The sequence below is a fragment of the Streptomyces sp. NPDC006283 genome (genome assembly GCF_040613325.1).
Taxonomy (GTDB): Bacteria; Actinomycetota; Actinomycetes; order Streptomycetales; family Streptomycetaceae; genus Streptomyces.
In genome coordinates, this window is the sequence record NZ_JBEXRZ010000083.1 from 1 (window position 1) to 14528 (window position 14528).

13 protein-coding genes are annotated in these 14528 nt (G+C 69.3%); 3 read left to right on the top strand and 10 right to left on the bottom strand.

Features of this window, described 5'->3' with window-relative positions; genetic code table 11:
• Positions 1–45: 45 nt before the first annotated feature.
• The 6 genes from ABZ070_RS18760 to ABZ070_RS18785 all read right to left on the bottom strand — a co-directional run bounded on the left by ABZ070_RS18760 (position 46) and on the right by ABZ070_RS18785 (position 7547).
• Positions 46–1770 (bottom strand): acyl-CoA dehydrogenase family protein, encoded by a 1725-nt coding sequence (locus ABZ070_RS18760; RefSeq protein WP_356635159.1) that lies wholly within the window; start codon positions 1768–1770, stop codon positions 46–48.
• An 83-nt stretch (positions 1771–1853) separates the two neighbouring features.
• A complete protein-coding gene (locus tag ABZ070_RS18765) occupies positions 1854–2417 on the bottom strand; it encodes a PadR family transcriptional regulator (RefSeq protein WP_356635161.1) in 564 nt (187 codons plus the stop codon).
• A gap of 161 nt (positions 2418–2578) precedes the next feature.
• On the bottom strand, positions 2579–4024 hold the full coding sequence (locus tag ABZ070_RS18770; protein WP_356635163.1) for a glyceraldehyde-3-phosphate dehydrogenase: 1446 nt from the start codon (positions 4022–4024) through the stop codon (positions 2579–2581).
• Between the two features lie 137 nt (positions 4025–4161).
• Positions 4162–5097 (bottom strand): GNAT family N-acetyltransferase, encoded by a 936-nt coding sequence (locus tag ABZ070_RS18775; protein ID WP_356635165.1) that lies wholly within the window; start codon positions 5095–5097, stop codon positions 4162–4164.
• Positions 5098–5276: 179 nt separating this feature from the next.
• Entirely contained in the window at positions 5277–6110 is an 834-nt protein-coding gene (locus ABZ070_RS18780; RefSeq protein WP_356635167.1) for a class II glutamine amidotransferase, read from the bottom strand.
• A gap of 327 nt (positions 6111–6437) precedes the next feature.
• Entirely contained in the window at positions 6438–7547 is a 1110-nt protein-coding gene (locus tag ABZ070_RS18785) for an FAD-dependent monooxygenase (protein ID WP_356635169.1), read from the bottom strand.
• 158 nt (positions 7548–7705) lie between these two features.
• On the opposite strand from ABZ070_RS18785, the gene ABZ070_RS18790 reads away from it, so the two are divergent.
• Together ABZ070_RS18790 and ABZ070_RS18795 are read left to right on the top strand one after the other, a co-directional pair.
• On the top strand, positions 7706–8668 hold the full coding sequence (locus ABZ070_RS18790; RefSeq protein WP_356635171.1) for a GntR family transcriptional regulator: 963 nt from the start codon (positions 7706–7708) through the stop codon (positions 8666–8668).
• Positions 8669–8943: 275 nt separating this feature from the next.
• The gene (locus ABZ070_RS18795) at positions 8944–10044 is read left to right on the top strand and encodes a M20 family metallopeptidase (protein WP_356635173.1); all 1101 of its coding nucleotides are present in this window, start codon (positions 8944–8946) and stop codon (positions 10042–10044) included.
• 42 nt (positions 10045–10086) lie between these two features.
• Here ABZ070_RS18795 and ABZ070_RS18800 read toward each other — a convergent pair whose 3' ends face one another.
• Complete coding sequence (locus ABZ070_RS18800; protein WP_356635175.1) at positions 10087–10494, bottom strand: DUF3662 domain-containing protein; 408 nt, start codon at positions 10492–10494, stop codon at positions 10087–10089.
• 328 nt (positions 10495–10822) lie between these two features.
• Here ABZ070_RS18800 and ABZ070_RS18805 point away from each other — a divergent pair, with 328 nt between their 5' ends.
• Positions 10823–11341 (top strand): DoxX family protein, encoded by a 519-nt coding sequence (locus ABZ070_RS18805; protein WP_356635207.1) that lies wholly within the window; start codon positions 10823–10825, stop codon positions 11339–11341.
• Positions 11342–11419: 78 nt separating this feature from the next.
• Here ABZ070_RS18805 and ABZ070_RS18810 read toward each other — a convergent pair whose 3' ends face one another.
• The 3 genes from ABZ070_RS18810 to ABZ070_RS18820 form a co-directional block, all read right to left on the bottom strand.
• The gene (locus ABZ070_RS18810) at positions 11420–12409 is read right to left on the bottom strand and encodes an aldo/keto reductase (protein ID WP_356635177.1); all 990 of its coding nucleotides are present in this window, start codon (positions 12407–12409) and stop codon (positions 11420–11422) included.
• A gap of 165 nt (positions 12410–12574) precedes the next feature.
• The gene (locus tag ABZ070_RS18815; RefSeq protein ID WP_356635179.1) at positions 12575–13717 is read right to left on the bottom strand and encodes a histidine kinase; all 1143 of its coding nucleotides are present in this window, start codon (positions 13715–13717) and stop codon (positions 12575–12577) included.
• Positions 13714–14379, bottom strand: coding sequence for a response regulator transcription factor (locus ABZ070_RS18820; protein ID WP_356635181.1), 666 nt, complete (start codon positions 14377–14379; stop codon positions 13714–13716). Before ABZ070_RS18820 ends, ABZ070_RS18815 begins: the two co-directional genes overlap by 4 nt.
• Positions 14380–14528: the final 149 nt, after the last annotated feature.

Sequence of the window (14528 nt, forward strand, 5' to 3'; positions counted from 1 at the left end):
GGGGCCGCATTCTGCGGCCCCGGCCCCCGGTCCGTGACGGCGTCGTTACGGCGCCATCTCGTACGCCCCGGACAGCGCTTGGACACGCTCCCAGACGCGCGCCGAGCGCGCCGCGTCGACCACGGGCCGCCGGAGCGCGCCGAGCGCCCAGTGCTGCTGCTCGGCAGTGGCGGAGTCCTTGCCGTGCAGCTCGACGGCGTGCGCCGAGAAGTCGCGCACGAGGACGGAGAAGAGCTCGTCGAGCACGTCCTCGTCCAAGCCCGTCAGGCGGGCCTGCTCCAGGATCAGCTGCCCGTGCACCACCAGCGCGAACAGCTGGCCGACGGAGAGCAGGAAGTCGAGGTCGCGGCTCTGTTCCTCGTCGGGTGCAGCGGTGGCGACGAAGTCGCACAGGGCGTCGGCCTGTTCGCGGAAGCGGGCGACATTGGGCACCTCCGCGTACGCGTCGTAGGCGGGGCGCCAGTCGTGGAATCGCACGGAGCCGAGGCCGCGTGCCGGTCCCTGCTGGAAGAGGAACGTGTCGTCGGCCGCGTCGAGGCGGGTCGGCACGGGCGCGTACTCGGCCGGATTCAGCAGGTGGTTGCGCATGAACTTGAGGATCAGGGCGAGGTTCACATGGACCGTGCCCTCGAGCTTGGGCAGGCCGCGGATCTCGACGGCGGCCTGCGCGAAGTAGTTGTCCTTCTCGAAGCCCTTCGCGGCGATGACGTCCCACATGAGGTCGATGACCTTCTCGCCCTCCGTGGTCACCTTCATCTTCGTCATCGGGTTGAACAGCAGGTAGCGGCGGTCGTCGGGGCCGGCGGAGCGGAAGTAGTCGACGGCGCGGTCGCTGAACAGCTTCATCCCGACGAGTCGGACGTAGGCGTCGGCCAGCTCGCGGCGCACGTGCGGGAAAGCGGTGACGGGGCGGCCGTACAGGATGCGGTTGTGCGCGTGGGTGACGGCCTCGTACATCGCGTGCTCGCAGATGCCGATCGAGGCGGTGCAGAGGTTGAACTTGCCGACGTTGACGGTGTTGAGGGCGGCGTCGAAGGCGGCGCGGCCGGTGTGCAGGACATCGTCCGGGCCGACGGGGTACTCCTCGAGGCGGAACTCGCTGACGTACTTGGAGGAGTCGACGACGTTCTTCACCAGGTGGTAGGCCGGGTGGCGGCTGTCCGCGGCGAAGAAGACGTAGCCGTCCGGGCCCTCGACGTCGGTGCGACGGCCGAAGACCGAGACGAGGCCGGCAGCGTTGCCGTTGCCGATGTAGTACTTGGAACCACTGGCCAGGAAGCCGCCGTTGCCGTCGGGCTCAAGCAGCATGTCGGTGGAGTAGATGTCGGCGCCGTGGGCCTTCTCGGAGAGGCCGAAGGCGAACACCTCGCCCTGTGAGAGGAGTTCCGCGGCGCGGGTACGGGCTGCGGCGTTGTCGCTCTGCCAGACCGGGCCGAGACCGAGGACGGTCACCTGCCATGCGTACCAGTAGTCGAGGCCGTAGAACCCGAAGATCTCGTTGAGCGCGGCGATCCGGGCGGTGTCCCAGCGCCGGTCGCCGTCCTGCGGTCCGGCGGCCGAGGACGGGGTGAGGAAGGTGGCGAACAGGCCTTCCTTGGCGGCGAACGCGAGGAAGTCCGCCAGCCAGGAACGGGTGCGGTAGTCCTCGATCAGCCGGCGCTTGCCGCGGTCCTCGAACCAGTCGACGGTGGCGCGCAGGAGCCTGCGGGTCTCCGGGTCGAAGTGCGCCGGGTCGTACGTGCGCGGATTGAACAGCAGCGAGTCGGCCATGGACTTTCGCCTTCCGAGGAGTTGAGGGTGGAATGTGCGCATCGCGCAGCGCGGCTTACGGGCCGCGGGTGGAGCGCGGCGGCTCAGGCGGGCGGGGGCGGGCTGAGCCGGCGGATGGTGGCGAGTACGTCGTCGAGCCAGGCGATCGTCATCCGCTCGTACGCGATGCCGCCGCGGAGCACGACATGTTGCAGTTCCTGCCCGGCGTCGGGCTGTGCGTGGACGTCGGGCCCGGTGAAATCGCGCACCTGCCCGGCGAGGTAGTGCGCGAGCCGGTCGCTGTGCACCTGGCGATGCCGCTCGACCTCGCGGAGCAGCGCGGCCGGCTCGTCGAAGGCCGCGCCGCGGATCTTCACGGCGAGGTCGTGCCGGAGGCTCTCGGGTTCGATCGGCTCGTGCAGCCACTGGGCAAGGGCGGCGCGGCCGGGGCCGGCGACGGAGTACTCCTTCTTGTCCGGCCGGCCCTGCTGCGGGACCTCTCGGAGATCGAGCAGGCCGTCGCTCTCCATGCGCTTGAGCACGCGGTAGATCTGCTGGTGGGTGGCGGTCCAGAAGTAGCCGATGGACCGGTCGAACCTCCGGGCCAGCTCGTATCCGGAGCCCGGCTGCTCCAGCAGGGAGACGAGGATCGCGTGTTCGAGCGCCATAGCCTCATCGTTCTATGCAACTCGTTGCATAGACAAGGGGCGGCGGCCCGGTGAGACGCGGCTCACCCGGACGCGGGCACGACGAAGGCCCCCGCGCGGTGACGACGTGCAGCAAGTCGTCGAAGCACGGAGGCCTTCGGGCACTCGGGCGGTCTGCCGAATCAGATCACCGGAGCGGGGTAGGTCGGGTACTCGACCCCGGAGACGTGCTGGACGACCCGGATGACCTGGCAGGAGTAACCGAACTCGTTGTCGTACCACAGGTAGAGGATCGCGTTGTCGCCGTCGACCTTGGTGGCGCCGGCGTCGACGATCGAGGCGTGGCGCGAGCCGACGAAGTCCATGGAGACCGCGTCAGGGGCGGTGGTGAAGTCGATCTGGCGCTTCAGCGGCGAGTGCAGCGAGACGTCGCGGAGGTACTCGAGGACCTCGTCACGGGTGGTCTCGCGGCCCAGGCGCAGGCTGAGGATGGCGATCGATACGTCCGGGACGGGGACACGGATCGAGCTGCCGGTGATCGGCGCCTTGAGATCCGGCAGCGCCTTGGCGACGGCGGACGCGGCACCGGTCTCGGTGATGACCATGTTGAGCGGCGCCGAGCGGCCACGGCGGTCGGCCTTGTGGTAGTTGTCCAGAAGGTTCTGGTCGTTGGTGAACGAGTGCACGGTCTCCACGTGGCCGCGCAGGACACCGTACTCGTCGTCCATGGCCTTCAGCGGCGGGACGATCGCGTTGGTGGTGCAGGACGCGCAGGACAGGATCTGCTCGTCCGGCTTGATCATGTCGTGGTTGACGCCGTGGACGATGTTCGGGACGTCGCCCTTGCCCGGGGCCGTCAGGACGACCTTGTCGATGCCGGGGCGCAGGTGCTTGGAGAGGCCCTCGCGGTCGCGCCACTTGCCCGTGTTGTCGATGAGGATGGCGTCCTTGATGCCGTACGCCGTGTAGTCGACCTCCGACGGGTCGTTCGCGTAGATCACCTTGATGGTGTTGCCGTTGGCGACGATCGTATTGGTCGCCTCGTCGACGGTGATCGTGCCCTGGAACTGGCCGTGGATCGAGTCGCGGCGCAGCAGCGAGGCGCGCTTGACGATGTCCTGGTCCCCGCCCTGGCGGACGACGATGGCGCGCAGCCGCAGGCCGTTGCCGGAGCCGGCCTTCTCGATGAGCAGGCGGGCGACGAGCCGGCCGATGCGGCCGAAACCGTAGAGGACGACGTCGCGCGGCTCGCGGCGCTCGATCTTGTCGTCACCCGTGGCTCCGGCGACGGCCTGGGCCGTGAAGGCCTCCACCGACAGACCGCGGTCGTCGGCCTTGTACGTCGCGGCAAGCATGCCGATGTCGATCTGGGACGGTCCGAGATCGAGTGTGGTGAGGGCCTGCAGGAACGGCATCGTCTCGGTGACCGAGAGTTCCTCACCGGCGATCTGCCGGGCGAATCGGTGGGTCTTGAGGATGCTCACCACCGACTTGTTCACCAACGAGCGGCTGTGCAGCAGGACCGTGACGTCCCGCTCGCGGTGCAGCTTCCCGATGATGGGGATCATCGACTCCGCGATCTCCTCGCGGTTCTTCCAATTGGTGAACGAGTCGTCATTGACAGTCACAGGATTATCTTTCGAGCTAGGCGGCGCTCATATGCTAACCCGCCACCAGTTCGATCTTTCAAGGGGGACCCCTGAGCGGGACGCGGCGGGCAGGTGAGCCCCTGGTGCCGCGCAGCGCCCGGGGTCCCGCCGCGGGCTCACTGCGGGGGGCTCTCCAGGACGAGGCGGATCTCCGTCACCTCGTAGCCCGCGCGGTCGAAGGCGGCGGCCATCGGGACGTTGACGGTGTCCGTGGTGGCGGTGATGCGGTCGGCACCCTCGCTCACGTGGAACCGGGTGATCTCGGCGAGGATCTCGTCGATCAGGCCCTGGCCGCGCTGCTCGGGGACCACACCGAGGTAGCCGACGTTGCGGTGGTAGGGGGTCGCGGAGGGGATGGCCATGCCGGCCAATGTGCCGTCCGGAAGGTGGGCGAGGCGCCACCAGGAGCGCTCGCCGGGGCAGTCGAGGTAGAACTCGATGTCCTCGCGGGCCAGCTGCTCGGCGTCCATCGAGCGGAGTTCGTTCCGCGTGTGCAGATCGAGACTCCCCGAGGACAGCCGCACGAACGCGTCGAGGAACTCCTCGTCCGTGCCCTCCCGGAACACCAGCTTCCCCGCGGGCTCGGGAACCTTCGCGGCGGGTGTCCACTCGTAGCGCAGGCGCTCGATCTCGCTGCTCAAACCGGACTTGTACGCCGCTTCCCGGCGCCAGGCCACTGCCTCGGCCAGGGCCCGGTCGCTCCGCCAGTCGCGGGGCAACGAAATGTTGTAACCGGGAAGGGCCCCGAAAGCGGCATGGCCGGCGGCCAGCAGCCCGGCGGCGACGGAGCCGGGGTCGGCCACGGTGGAGCGGACCTGGAGGCAGTCGAGCGCGATGGGCCGCTCACTGTCGGCACGGCCCCACCACAGGGCGCGGGCCAGGATCTCGCCGTCCTCGTCCTCGGCGAACCAGATCCATTCGGGGCGGAACTGATGGCCCGCGAGCTCCTCCCGGATCCGCTCGGCGGTGAGGGCAGGGACGGCGTCGTCGGCGGGGTAGGCGGCAGCGCGGTCGATGTCTGCGGGGTCTGCTGTGGCAGCGCGGAATTGCATGCGGTGATGATCACATCGCGCGGCCGGCCTGAACAGCGCTTTTCCTGCCCGCAGCTCGCGCCGGGATCCGGGGCCGGCACCCGGCACCCGGCACCCGGCAGCGGGACAGGGGCCGCAATGCCTGCAGGAAGTGCGGCGTGGCGAGGTCCGGGGCCGGAAGACCTGAGCCACGCGGCCGGCTAGGCCGGCTGAGGGACGAAGGGCTGCCACTCGTGCAACCCCCGCGCTACGCGGCCGTAGCTGCTCTCCGGAACTTCGATCCAGACGCCGGGCAGGTCGCCGAGCGGCTCCGAGACGATCAGCGTCGCATCCTCCGACACCTCGCGCAGGAAGGCCTGATCCGGGTGCAGCCGGCGCAGTGTCTCCACTCGGTTGCTGTGGAACAGGGAGCGTGACGCGCGGGCGCTGGAGTAGCGGAAGGCCCACAGGTGCTCGCCGTCGGTCGTGGCGATCGTCATTTGCAGCGGCGACTGGACGCCGTGCAGTTGGGCCAGGCTTTCGACATGACCGGCCATGCGCGCCACGGCGCCGGGAGGGTCCTGGTCGAGGCCCATGGTGAGCGCGAGGAAGAACATGACCTCGGAGTCGGTGGAGCCCTCGATGTACGGAAAGAGGACCGGATCGACGAGCAGGCACAGGTCACGCCGCAGGCGATGGAACTCGGCGATCGCCCCGTTGTGCATCCACAGCCAACGGCCGTGCCGGAAAGGGTGGCTGTTGGTCTGTTGCACAGCGGTCCCGGTCGACGCCCGGATGTGGGCGAAGAACAGCGGCGACGTGATGTGCTGCGACAGGTCTCGGAGGTTGCGGTTGTTCCAGGCCGGACCGGTGTCACGGAAGACCGCCGGGGCGTCCGTGCCCTCGGTGTACCAGCCGATGCCGAAGCCGTCGCCGTTTGTCGTCTCGACGCCCATCCGCGAGTGCAGGCTCTGATCGATCAGTGAGTGCTGGGGCTGATACAGCAGTCGGTCCATCAGCACGGGCGAACCCGAATACGCCAGCCAGCGACACATCAGTGGCTCCCTTACCTCACAACCGGCCCAACCGGAAAGCAGGTGCCGTACACCCACGCGGGGGAACAGCGCCGGGCCACGACGCGGCCGGAAAGCCTTGCCGTGCGTGCGCTACGCCTCGTTCCGCGGTCTGCCGCCTCGCACGGCCGCCCGTGCCGACGGCAGCGAGGATGCCACGATCTGCACGTCATTCGGCATGTGCCACGCGAAGCGGCGCGGGTTCGCCCTCCGAATTCACCTGCGCCGCAGGCCGTCAGGCGTTGCGGCAAGCGGTCTGCGCGCGGGGTCAGTCCGAGGCGGGCCTGTCCCCCGGAGGCGATCGCCGGATCAGCCGTCCAGTGAGAATGCGTTCTTGGCGCGTGCGAGGGACGCCTCGGAGGCAGGTCCGCCGGGATTCTCGGTGGCCAGGGCCTGGTTGAGGTCGACGAAGGGCCGCATCCGCTGCTCGTAGCGGGAGTACGCGGCGCGGTGATCGCCATCCGCCTGGCCGAGGCAGGCAGCCAGCACATGAGCGCCCACGAGGGCCAGGCTGGTGCCCTGACCCGAGAGCGGAGAAGGACAGTGGCCGGCGTCTCCGAGCAGGGCAACCCTGCCCCGCGACCAGTGGTCCATCCGGATCTGGGCCATGGCGTCGCAGTAGAAGTCGGGCGCGTCCCGGGCCGCGTCGGCCAGGCGGGCCCCTTCCCATCTCAGCGATGTGAGCTTGTCGGCGACGAGTTGCCGAAGGGCGTCGCTGTCCCGGAACTCGGGGGGAAGGGGGGACGACTGGAAGCCGAAGGCGATCCTGAGCTCGGTGTTGTCGCGTACGGGCATGATGCCGAAGCCCGCGTCGCCGTCCCGCAGCCACGTCTGCCAGTGGTCCAGGGCAAGGAAGTTGTCCGCGCTGAACACCGAGAGGTAGCTGCCCAGGTGATGGGCGAAGCGGTCCTCGGGGCCGAAGGCCAGACGCCGCACGGTCGAGTGCAGGCCGTCGGCCCCGATCACGAGGTCGAAGCGGCGGGACGCTCCGTGCATGAAGTCGACGCGTACGCCGGTCTCGCCCTCGTCGAGCGCGGTGACGCTGTTGTCGAAGAGGTACTCGACATCCGCGCGCGTGTGCTTGTACACCATCCGTACCAGGTCCTCGCGCAGCAGCTCTATGTCGTCGCTGTCGAGCCGGCCGCTACTGAAGGCGTACTCGGTGGAGCGCTCGATCTCATGGCCGTCGGCGTCGAGGATCGACATGCCGCGCATCCGGGTGCGTACGCGTCGCGCCTGCTCCAGCAGACCCATCCGCTCGACGACGTCGAGCGCGACACCGCGGATGTCCACGGCCTGGCCGCCGGGGCGCGGGCCCCGGGAGCGTTCGACGACGGTGGTCCGAAAGCCGTGGTGGTGGAGCCAGTAGGCGAGCACGGGGCCGGCGATTCCGCCGCCGGAGATGAGAACGGTCTGCATGACAACCTCCTTGAGTGCGCTGTACGCCCCCGAACGTACGGCGTACGCACAGCCCTCTCAACTGGCCGTATGAGCGGCCTGTACTAGGGCAGTTGGCGGGCGGCCGACATCCTCGCTGCTAGCCTCTGCACTAGTACAGGCGAGGAAGGCGGCAGGATGTGACGAAGCCCACAAAGTCATCAGGCGAGCCGCCCTATCTGCGCATCGTGGCCGAGATCCGCCGACGCATCGCCGACGGCGAACTCACCCCCGGAGACCGGGTCCCCTCGATCCGTCAGATCGCCGAGCAATGGGGCGTCGCGCTCGCCACCGCCACCAAGGCCCTGACGACCCTGCGCCTCGAAGGACTCGTCGAGACCCGGCCGCGTGCCGGTACGGTCGTCGCCGGAACCGCTCGCGTCACGCCGCCCCGCAGGCACTCACCAGCTGCCCAGGCCCCCGAGCAGGAACTGACCCTCGACCGAGTCGTCCGCGCAGCCGTCGACATCGCCGACGCCGAAGGGCTGTCCGCGCTCTCCATGCGCGGCGTCGCGGCCCGGCTCGGCGTCGCCGCCATGTCGCCCTACCGGTACGTCCCCAGCAAGGACGACCTCATCCTGCTCATGGCCGACGCCGCGTTCGGCGAAGAAACCTATCCGGACCGGGCACCCCAAGGATGGCGCTCGCGCGTCGAGTTGGGCACGCGGACCCTGTGGGCCCTGTACCGCAGGCACCCGTGGCTGGCCCAGCTCGGTTCGCTCACCCGCCCCTTGCTGGTGCCCAATCTGATGGTCCACGGTGAATGGATGCTGGCCGCCCTCGACGGCCACGGCCTCGATGCCACCACACTGTTCGACATCCACGTCCTGATCTACAGCCATGTCCAGGGCCTGGCGGTGCACCTGGAGTGGGAGGCGCACGCCGAAGCCTCCACGGGCCAGTCGGAAGACCAGTGGATGGACAGCCGGGCCGCCGACCTGCAGAAACTGGTGGAGTCCGGTCGCTTCCCGACCTTCGCCAAGGTGGTGGGAGCCTTCGACGACGGCTACGACCTGCGCCTCGACGCCCTCTTCGAGTTCGGACTCACCGCACTCCTCGACGGCCTGGCCCCCATCATCGAAGGCCAGGAAGTGGTCGCGTAGACGGCGCCGGGCTACGGCTTTCGCAGGAGAAATCGCGGCATGCTGCTTCGTCGGCGGCCTGCTGCTCGTACCGTCCCCGTACTTCGCCGGCTCCTCTCCGGCGTACTCGTCATCCTGGCGGCTCGGGCAGAAGACCGGTCGCGCACAGTCCACCGACGCGAGAACGAGCTGTTGTGATGCGCGCCCGCCGTGGGCGCTGAAAGCAATTGGCCCCGGCCGGGGTCGATCGCAGAAGATGGCGGCGCAGCCGCAGCCACCACGGGGAAGAAGGCGACGTGACGACGCACAGGGCCGTCGATGTGAGTGTCGACGCGATGATCGAGGACCTCAGGACACTGGTCGAAATCGAGTCTCCGTCGCGCGATCTCCACGCCTTGACGGCATCGGCGAAAGCTGTCGCCGCTGTCATCGAGAGCCGCCTCGGCGGCCAGGCCGTCCTCGTCGAGAGCGAAGCCGGGCCGCATGTCCACTGGGCTGCCGGCGGAGCTCCCAAGGTCCTGATCCTTGGTCACCATGACACGGTGTTCCCGCTCGGCACGCTCGAACGCCGCCCGTTCATGGTCGAGGACGGGCATGCGGTCGGTCCCGGGGTCTTCGACATGCTCGGCGGTCTGGTCCAGGCCGTTCACGGCCTGGCGACGCTCGGCGACCGCTCAGGCGTCGAAATCCTGGTGACCGCCGACGAAGAGGTCGGCTCCCGCTCATCTCGCGCTCTCATCGAGGAGCGAGCCCTTGCCTGCGGCGCCGTACTTGTGATGGAAGGCGCCGCCGACGGCGGAGCCCTGAAGACGGGCCGCAAGGGCTGCGGCACGTTCCAGGTCTCTGTCACGGGCCGTGCGTCGCACGCGGGCCTTGAGCCGGCAGCCGGGGTCAACGCCCTGATCGAGGCAGCGCACCAGGTACTGGACATCGCCGCGCTGGGCCGACCCGCCATCGGTACGACGGTCACCCCGACCGTCGCCTCCGCGGGGACCCTGGACAACGTCGTTCCCGCAGAGGCGACCCTCGTGGTCGACGTCCGAGTCGAGTCGGCCGACGAGAAGGAACGCATCGAAGCGGCGTTCGCGGCACTGGCTCCGCATCTCGACGGGACGGAGATCGCCGTCCAAGGCGCTGTCGGCCGACCCCCGATGCCCGAGTCGGCGTCGGCAGAGCTCTTTGCCGTGGCACGGCAGCTGCTTCCCGGCCTCGAGGGCAAAGCAGTCGGCGGCGGAAGCGACGGCAACTTCACGGCCGCGCTGGGGGTGCCGACACTCGACGGCCTTGGCGCAGTCGGGGGCGGCGCCCACGCCGACCACGAGTATCTGGTGGTCGCGGACATGGCCGAGCGGGCGAACCTGGTGGCCGGCCTGGTGAACACGCTTCGGAACACGTAGGGCTGCCGCTCGGCGCGTCCGCGACCGGCAGCCGCGAACAGATCACGGAAATTCGTCGACGCGGACGTGCGGCATGACGCTGCTGGCGACGTGGTAGCGACCGTTGGGTAGATCGGCCGCTGGGGTGACGCGCACCGTCAGCGGACCGGCCCATTCATAGTGGTTCTCCTCCCCGTGGCGGACCAGCGCATCGGTCAGCGCCTGTCCTGCCCGGTCGGCGTTTCCTGCCCGGCCGCCGCGGCGCGTGAGCTCCTTGTAGACGTCGGCGTCGAGTTCCACTTCGTAGGCGTTGGGCACCACGACACGGCTGTGGCTGCACACAACGGCGTGGTCGTCGCACTCGCGACGCAGCGCGTCGAGCAACTCGACCGGTTCGCTGCGCAAGAGTTTGGCGAGCAGCGCATCCTGCCAGCGCTCCACGGCTCGTTCCCATCGGATCAGCCTTCCCATGACCATGCGTGTGCCCGAGCCGGCCCGCGCCACGCGTCCCGCGCCCCCACTTCGACCCGCAGGAACGAAGGAGGCCCGGATCACCAGGCCGGGACTGCGATCGCCGAGGGGCAGGAGAAGGAGAGCTACATGGCGGCGTCACGGGTACACGGGAACGCGATTGAGCGTCCGGTCGAGAGTGTGATCGACGGCTCCGGGGCGGGTATGGCACATCAGCCCGCCCGAATTCGTCCGACGACCCTCCCGCCGGTACCGCAGGCGGTGATCGCCTGCCCCGTTCACCCACGACAAGAAGCAAGGTCCTCTCATGTCCTCCACCCGAGCGAATATGCACCCCGTCACCAACGACTACGGCTCCACTTCGGCCGCGTACGACGTGGGGCTGCTTCTGCTGCGCGTCGTCCTCGGACTGGCCATGGCCGCCCACGGCGCCCAGAAGCTGTTCGGCTGGTTCGGCGGCCCCGGCCTCACCACCACGGGTGAGTTCTTCAGCGCGAGCGGATACCCGGCCGGCCACGTCATGGCCGTGGTGGCCGCCCTCAGCGAGACGCTGGGCGGCCTGGGCCTCGCTGTAGGACTGGTCACCCCGCTGGCCGCAGCCGCGGTGGTCGGCGTCATGATCAACGCGATCGCCTTCAAGTGGGGCGGCGGCTTCTTCGGACCCGAGGGCATCGAGTGCGAACTGCTGATCGTCGCGGCCGCGGCGAGTCTCGCCCTGACCGGCCCCGGCCGCTTGGCCGTCGACCACTTCCTGCCGGTCCTGCGCCGGCACCGTCTGGTTTACGGCCTCGCCGCCCTGGCGCTCGCCGTGGTGGTGGCCGTCATCGTCCTGCTGCTGCGCGAGTAGCGCCCGACCGTGCGAACCGCCGATGCGAGCCGGTCAACCGGCGACTCGGACAGGACTCAGGACATCAGACTCAGGACATCAGATGTCCACGCTCGCCATCCCTGCCTCGTCGTAGCGGTCCCCCGCCGGCTCGGGGAGTTCGGCGGCCAGCCGCGCGAGCTCGTCCTCGCTCAGTTCCACGTCGACCGCGGCGGTGTTCTGCTCGAGGTAAGTGCGGCGCTTGGTGCCCGGGATCGGAACCAGGTCGTCGCCCTGCGCCAGCACCCAGGCGATCGCGAGCTGCGCCGCAGTGACGCCCTTCTCCGCTGCGATCTCCTTCACCTTCTCGGCGAGCCGGAGGTTCGCCTCGAGGTTCTCGCCGGTGAAGCGGGGGCCGGTGCGCCTGAAGTCCTTCTCGTCGAGTTCGTCCGCCGAGGAGAACCTGCCCGCCAGAAAGCCGCGCCCCAGCGGCGAGTAGGGGACGAATCCGATCCCCAGCTCACGGCACATGGGAAGCACCTTGGCCTCCGGGTCGCGCGTCCACAGCGAGTACTCGGTCTGGACGGCCGTGATCGGGTGGACCGCGTTCGCGCGGCGGATCGTCTCCGCCCCGGCCTCACTCAGGCCGATGTGCCGTACCTTGCCCTCCGCGACCAGCTCTGCCATGGCGCCGACGGTCTCCTCGATCGGCACGCGGGGGTCGACGCGGTGCTGGTAGTACAGGTCGATGCAGTCGGTTCCGAGCCGCTCGAGCGAGCCGTGGATCGAACTGCGCACGTGCTCCGCCGAGCCGTCCTGCCGCCCGACCGTGTTCATGTCGCCCGGGACGGCGTTGTCCATCCGGTAGTTGAACTTGGTTGCGATCACGTACTCGTCCCGGTGTCCCCTGATCGCGCGTCCGACCAAGCTCTCGTTCGTCAGCGGACCGTACATCTGTGCGGTGTCGAGGAAGGTGACGCCGAGCTCGAGTGCGCGCTGGATGGTCTTGATGCCCTCGTCCTCGTCGGTGGGACCGTAGAAGGCGGACATCCCCATGCATCCGAGACCGACGGCGGAAACCTCCAGGTCGCGAAGCGTGCGCTGCTTCATGATCGTTCCAGCCTTTCCCTGCAGTCTTGTTGTTCCGTTCGACGGGCCAAAGGCCCCAGGAGCGCTGCCCGCCACCTCGCCGTGGCCCACAGACTCCATGGAGCCCCGGATCCCTCGCATCGGCACCCCGAAGGCCCTGACCTGGGACAGTGCTCGTCTTCGGGCTCACCGTCCCGCGTCGCCCGACCCCGGAGTGATCGTCGCGGGAAGCTCCAGGCGAAGTTCGTAGCCGCCGTCGGCCGTCGGGCCGGAGGTCACCGTTCCGCCCAGCAGTGCGGCGCGCTGATGCAGGCCGACCAGTCCGTGGTGGGCGCCCGGCAGCGCCAGGCCCGGCTGGGTGGACGGGGTGTTGGTCACCGTGGCGAGGATGACGCCGTCCTCACGGCACACACGCACGGTGGCGGTGGCGCCGGGGGCATGCTTGCGTACGTTGGTCAACGCCTCCTGGACCGTGCGGTACACGGTGCGCTGCACGGCAGGTGGCAGGCCGTCGGGCGCATCCGTCTGCAACCGGGTGTCGATGCCGCTGGCGTCGACCAGCCGCTGGAGGTCGGCGAGGGACGGTTGCGGTGTCAGTTCCGCCGGGCGGCCCCCGGAAGCTCGGAGAACGCTGACCATGTGCCGCAGTTCGTCGAGTGTCTGCACGCTGAGCCGCCGGATCGTGGCGGCTGCTTCCTTCACCACGGTGTCCGGGGTGCTGACCTGTAGCGCTCCGGCCCGCACCGCGATGAGACTCACCTGGTGGGAGACCACGTCGTGCATCTCCCGGGCGAGCTGTGCGCGTTCCTTGGCGAGTACCTTCTCGGCTGTCAGTGTGCGCTCGTTCTCTCGCGCGGCGGAGATCTCGGCGAGCCTGAGCGACAGGGCCCGCCGGGTCTGCACGAGCTGTCCGAGGAAGACCGCGGCTGCGGCCGCCGCCCCGGTGTAGCCCACCGTGATCAAGGTCGAGGGGTAGGACAGTTCGAGACTCGCCGACGGCGGATCGAGGCCGGTCGGCCACAACGTCATGTCACAAATCGTGAACGCCACCACACACAGGGCCAGAACCGCCCGGCGCCGAGTGAACGTGGCAAGCGAGTACAGCGCGGCCAGCGAGGCGAAGACGGCGGAGGAAACCAGAACGGCCGGCAGGGTGAGCACGAACGTCAGCAGCGGCATACGTCGGCGCAGGAGAAGTACGAGGGCGGCGCCCAGGGCGAGCCCCAGACGGATCGGCTCGCTGGTGTCGAGGTGGACCCAGACGTCTATCAGCGAGACTCCCACAAGGGCGGCGTCCAGCAGCAGGGCGGGCAGGCTGCGCCACATCATTCCTCCTCCCGGCCTCGGGGCGGCTCGAGAAGACCGGCCCGGTCAGCGAACAGGGCGGCCTGTACGCGGCCCGCCACTTCCAGCTTCGCGAGGATGGAGCTCACGTGGTCCTTGACGGTGCCGGTGCTCAGATGCATCCGGGTGCCGATGTCCGCGTTGGACAGGCCCTCGCCGACGAGGGCGAGTACGGCCCGCTCGCGTTCGGTCAGCCGCTCCAGGCGTTCCATGTCGGGGGCGCGGGTACCGGCGTCCAGATAGCCCTCCACAACCGTCCTGGTGACCTGGGACGACAGCACGGTGCCGCCTTCGGCCAGAGTCCGTACGAGGAGTGGCAGCCCTTCGGGGTCCGTGTCCTTGAGCAGGAAGCCGGCGGCGCCGGAACGGAGCGCCGTCTCCACGTATTCGTCCATGTCGAACGTCGTGAGCATGGCCACGACCGGCGGTGGCGACAGCCGGCGGAGGGCGGCAAGCACGGTGAGACCGTCCACGTCCGGCATCCGGATGTCCAGAAGCACGACGTCCGGGCGGAACTCCTCGGCCGCCCGGACCGCCTGGCCGCCGGGTACCGCCGCGACGACCTCGATGTCGTCGGCCGCCTCGAGGATGCGCTGAAAGCCCGTTCGAATCAGGGCTTCGTCGTCGACCACCATCACCCGGATCACGCGTGCTCCACTCGCCGTGGGACCACTGTCCGATTCGTACCACGTCCAGGGACGCCGTGCGGGTGAGCGGCTCCGGATCCGGCCGGGCTTCAGCCTCCCCGCCGGTCGGGGGGTGGGGTTGCAGCCACCTGCCGGATGGTGAAGACGGG

Bases quoted from the DNA above. Each gene is read 5' to 3' on its own strand.
- ABZ070_RS18760 (WP_356635159.1), bottom strand. From the start codon at position 1,770: ATGGCCGACTCGCTGCTGTTCAATCCGCGCACGTACGACCCGGCGCAC.
- ABZ070_RS18765 (WP_356635161.1), bottom strand. From the start codon at position 2,417: ATGGCGCTCGAACACGCGATCCTCGTCTCCCTGCTGGAGCAGCCGGGC.
- ABZ070_RS18775 (WP_356635165.1), bottom strand. From the start codon at position 5,097: ATGCAATTCCGCGCTGCCACAGCAGACCCCGCAGACATCGACCGCGCT.
- ABZ070_RS18780 (WP_356635167.1), bottom strand. From the start codon at position 6,110: ATGTGTCGCTGGCTGGCGTATTCGGGTTCGCCCGTGCTGATGGACCGA.
- ABZ070_RS18785 (WP_356635169.1), bottom strand. From the start codon at position 7,547: ATGCAGACCGTTCTCATCTCCGGCGGCGGAATCGCCGGCCCCGTGCTC.
- ABZ070_RS18800 (WP_356635175.1), bottom strand. From the start codon at position 10,494: ATGGGAAGGCTGATCCGATGGGAACGAGCCGTGGAGCGCTGGCAGGAT.
- ABZ070_RS18805 (WP_356635207.1), top strand. From the start codon at position 10,823: ATGCACCCCGTCACCAACGACTACGGCTCCACTTCGGCCGCGTACGAC.
- ABZ070_RS18810 (WP_356635177.1), bottom strand. From the start codon at position 12,409: ATGAAGCAGCGCACGCTTCGCGACCTGGAGGTTTCCGCCGTCGGTCTC.
- ABZ070_RS18815 (WP_356635179.1), bottom strand. From the start codon at position 13,717: ATGATGTGGCGCAGCCTGCCCGCCCTGCTGCTGGACGCCGCCCTTGTG.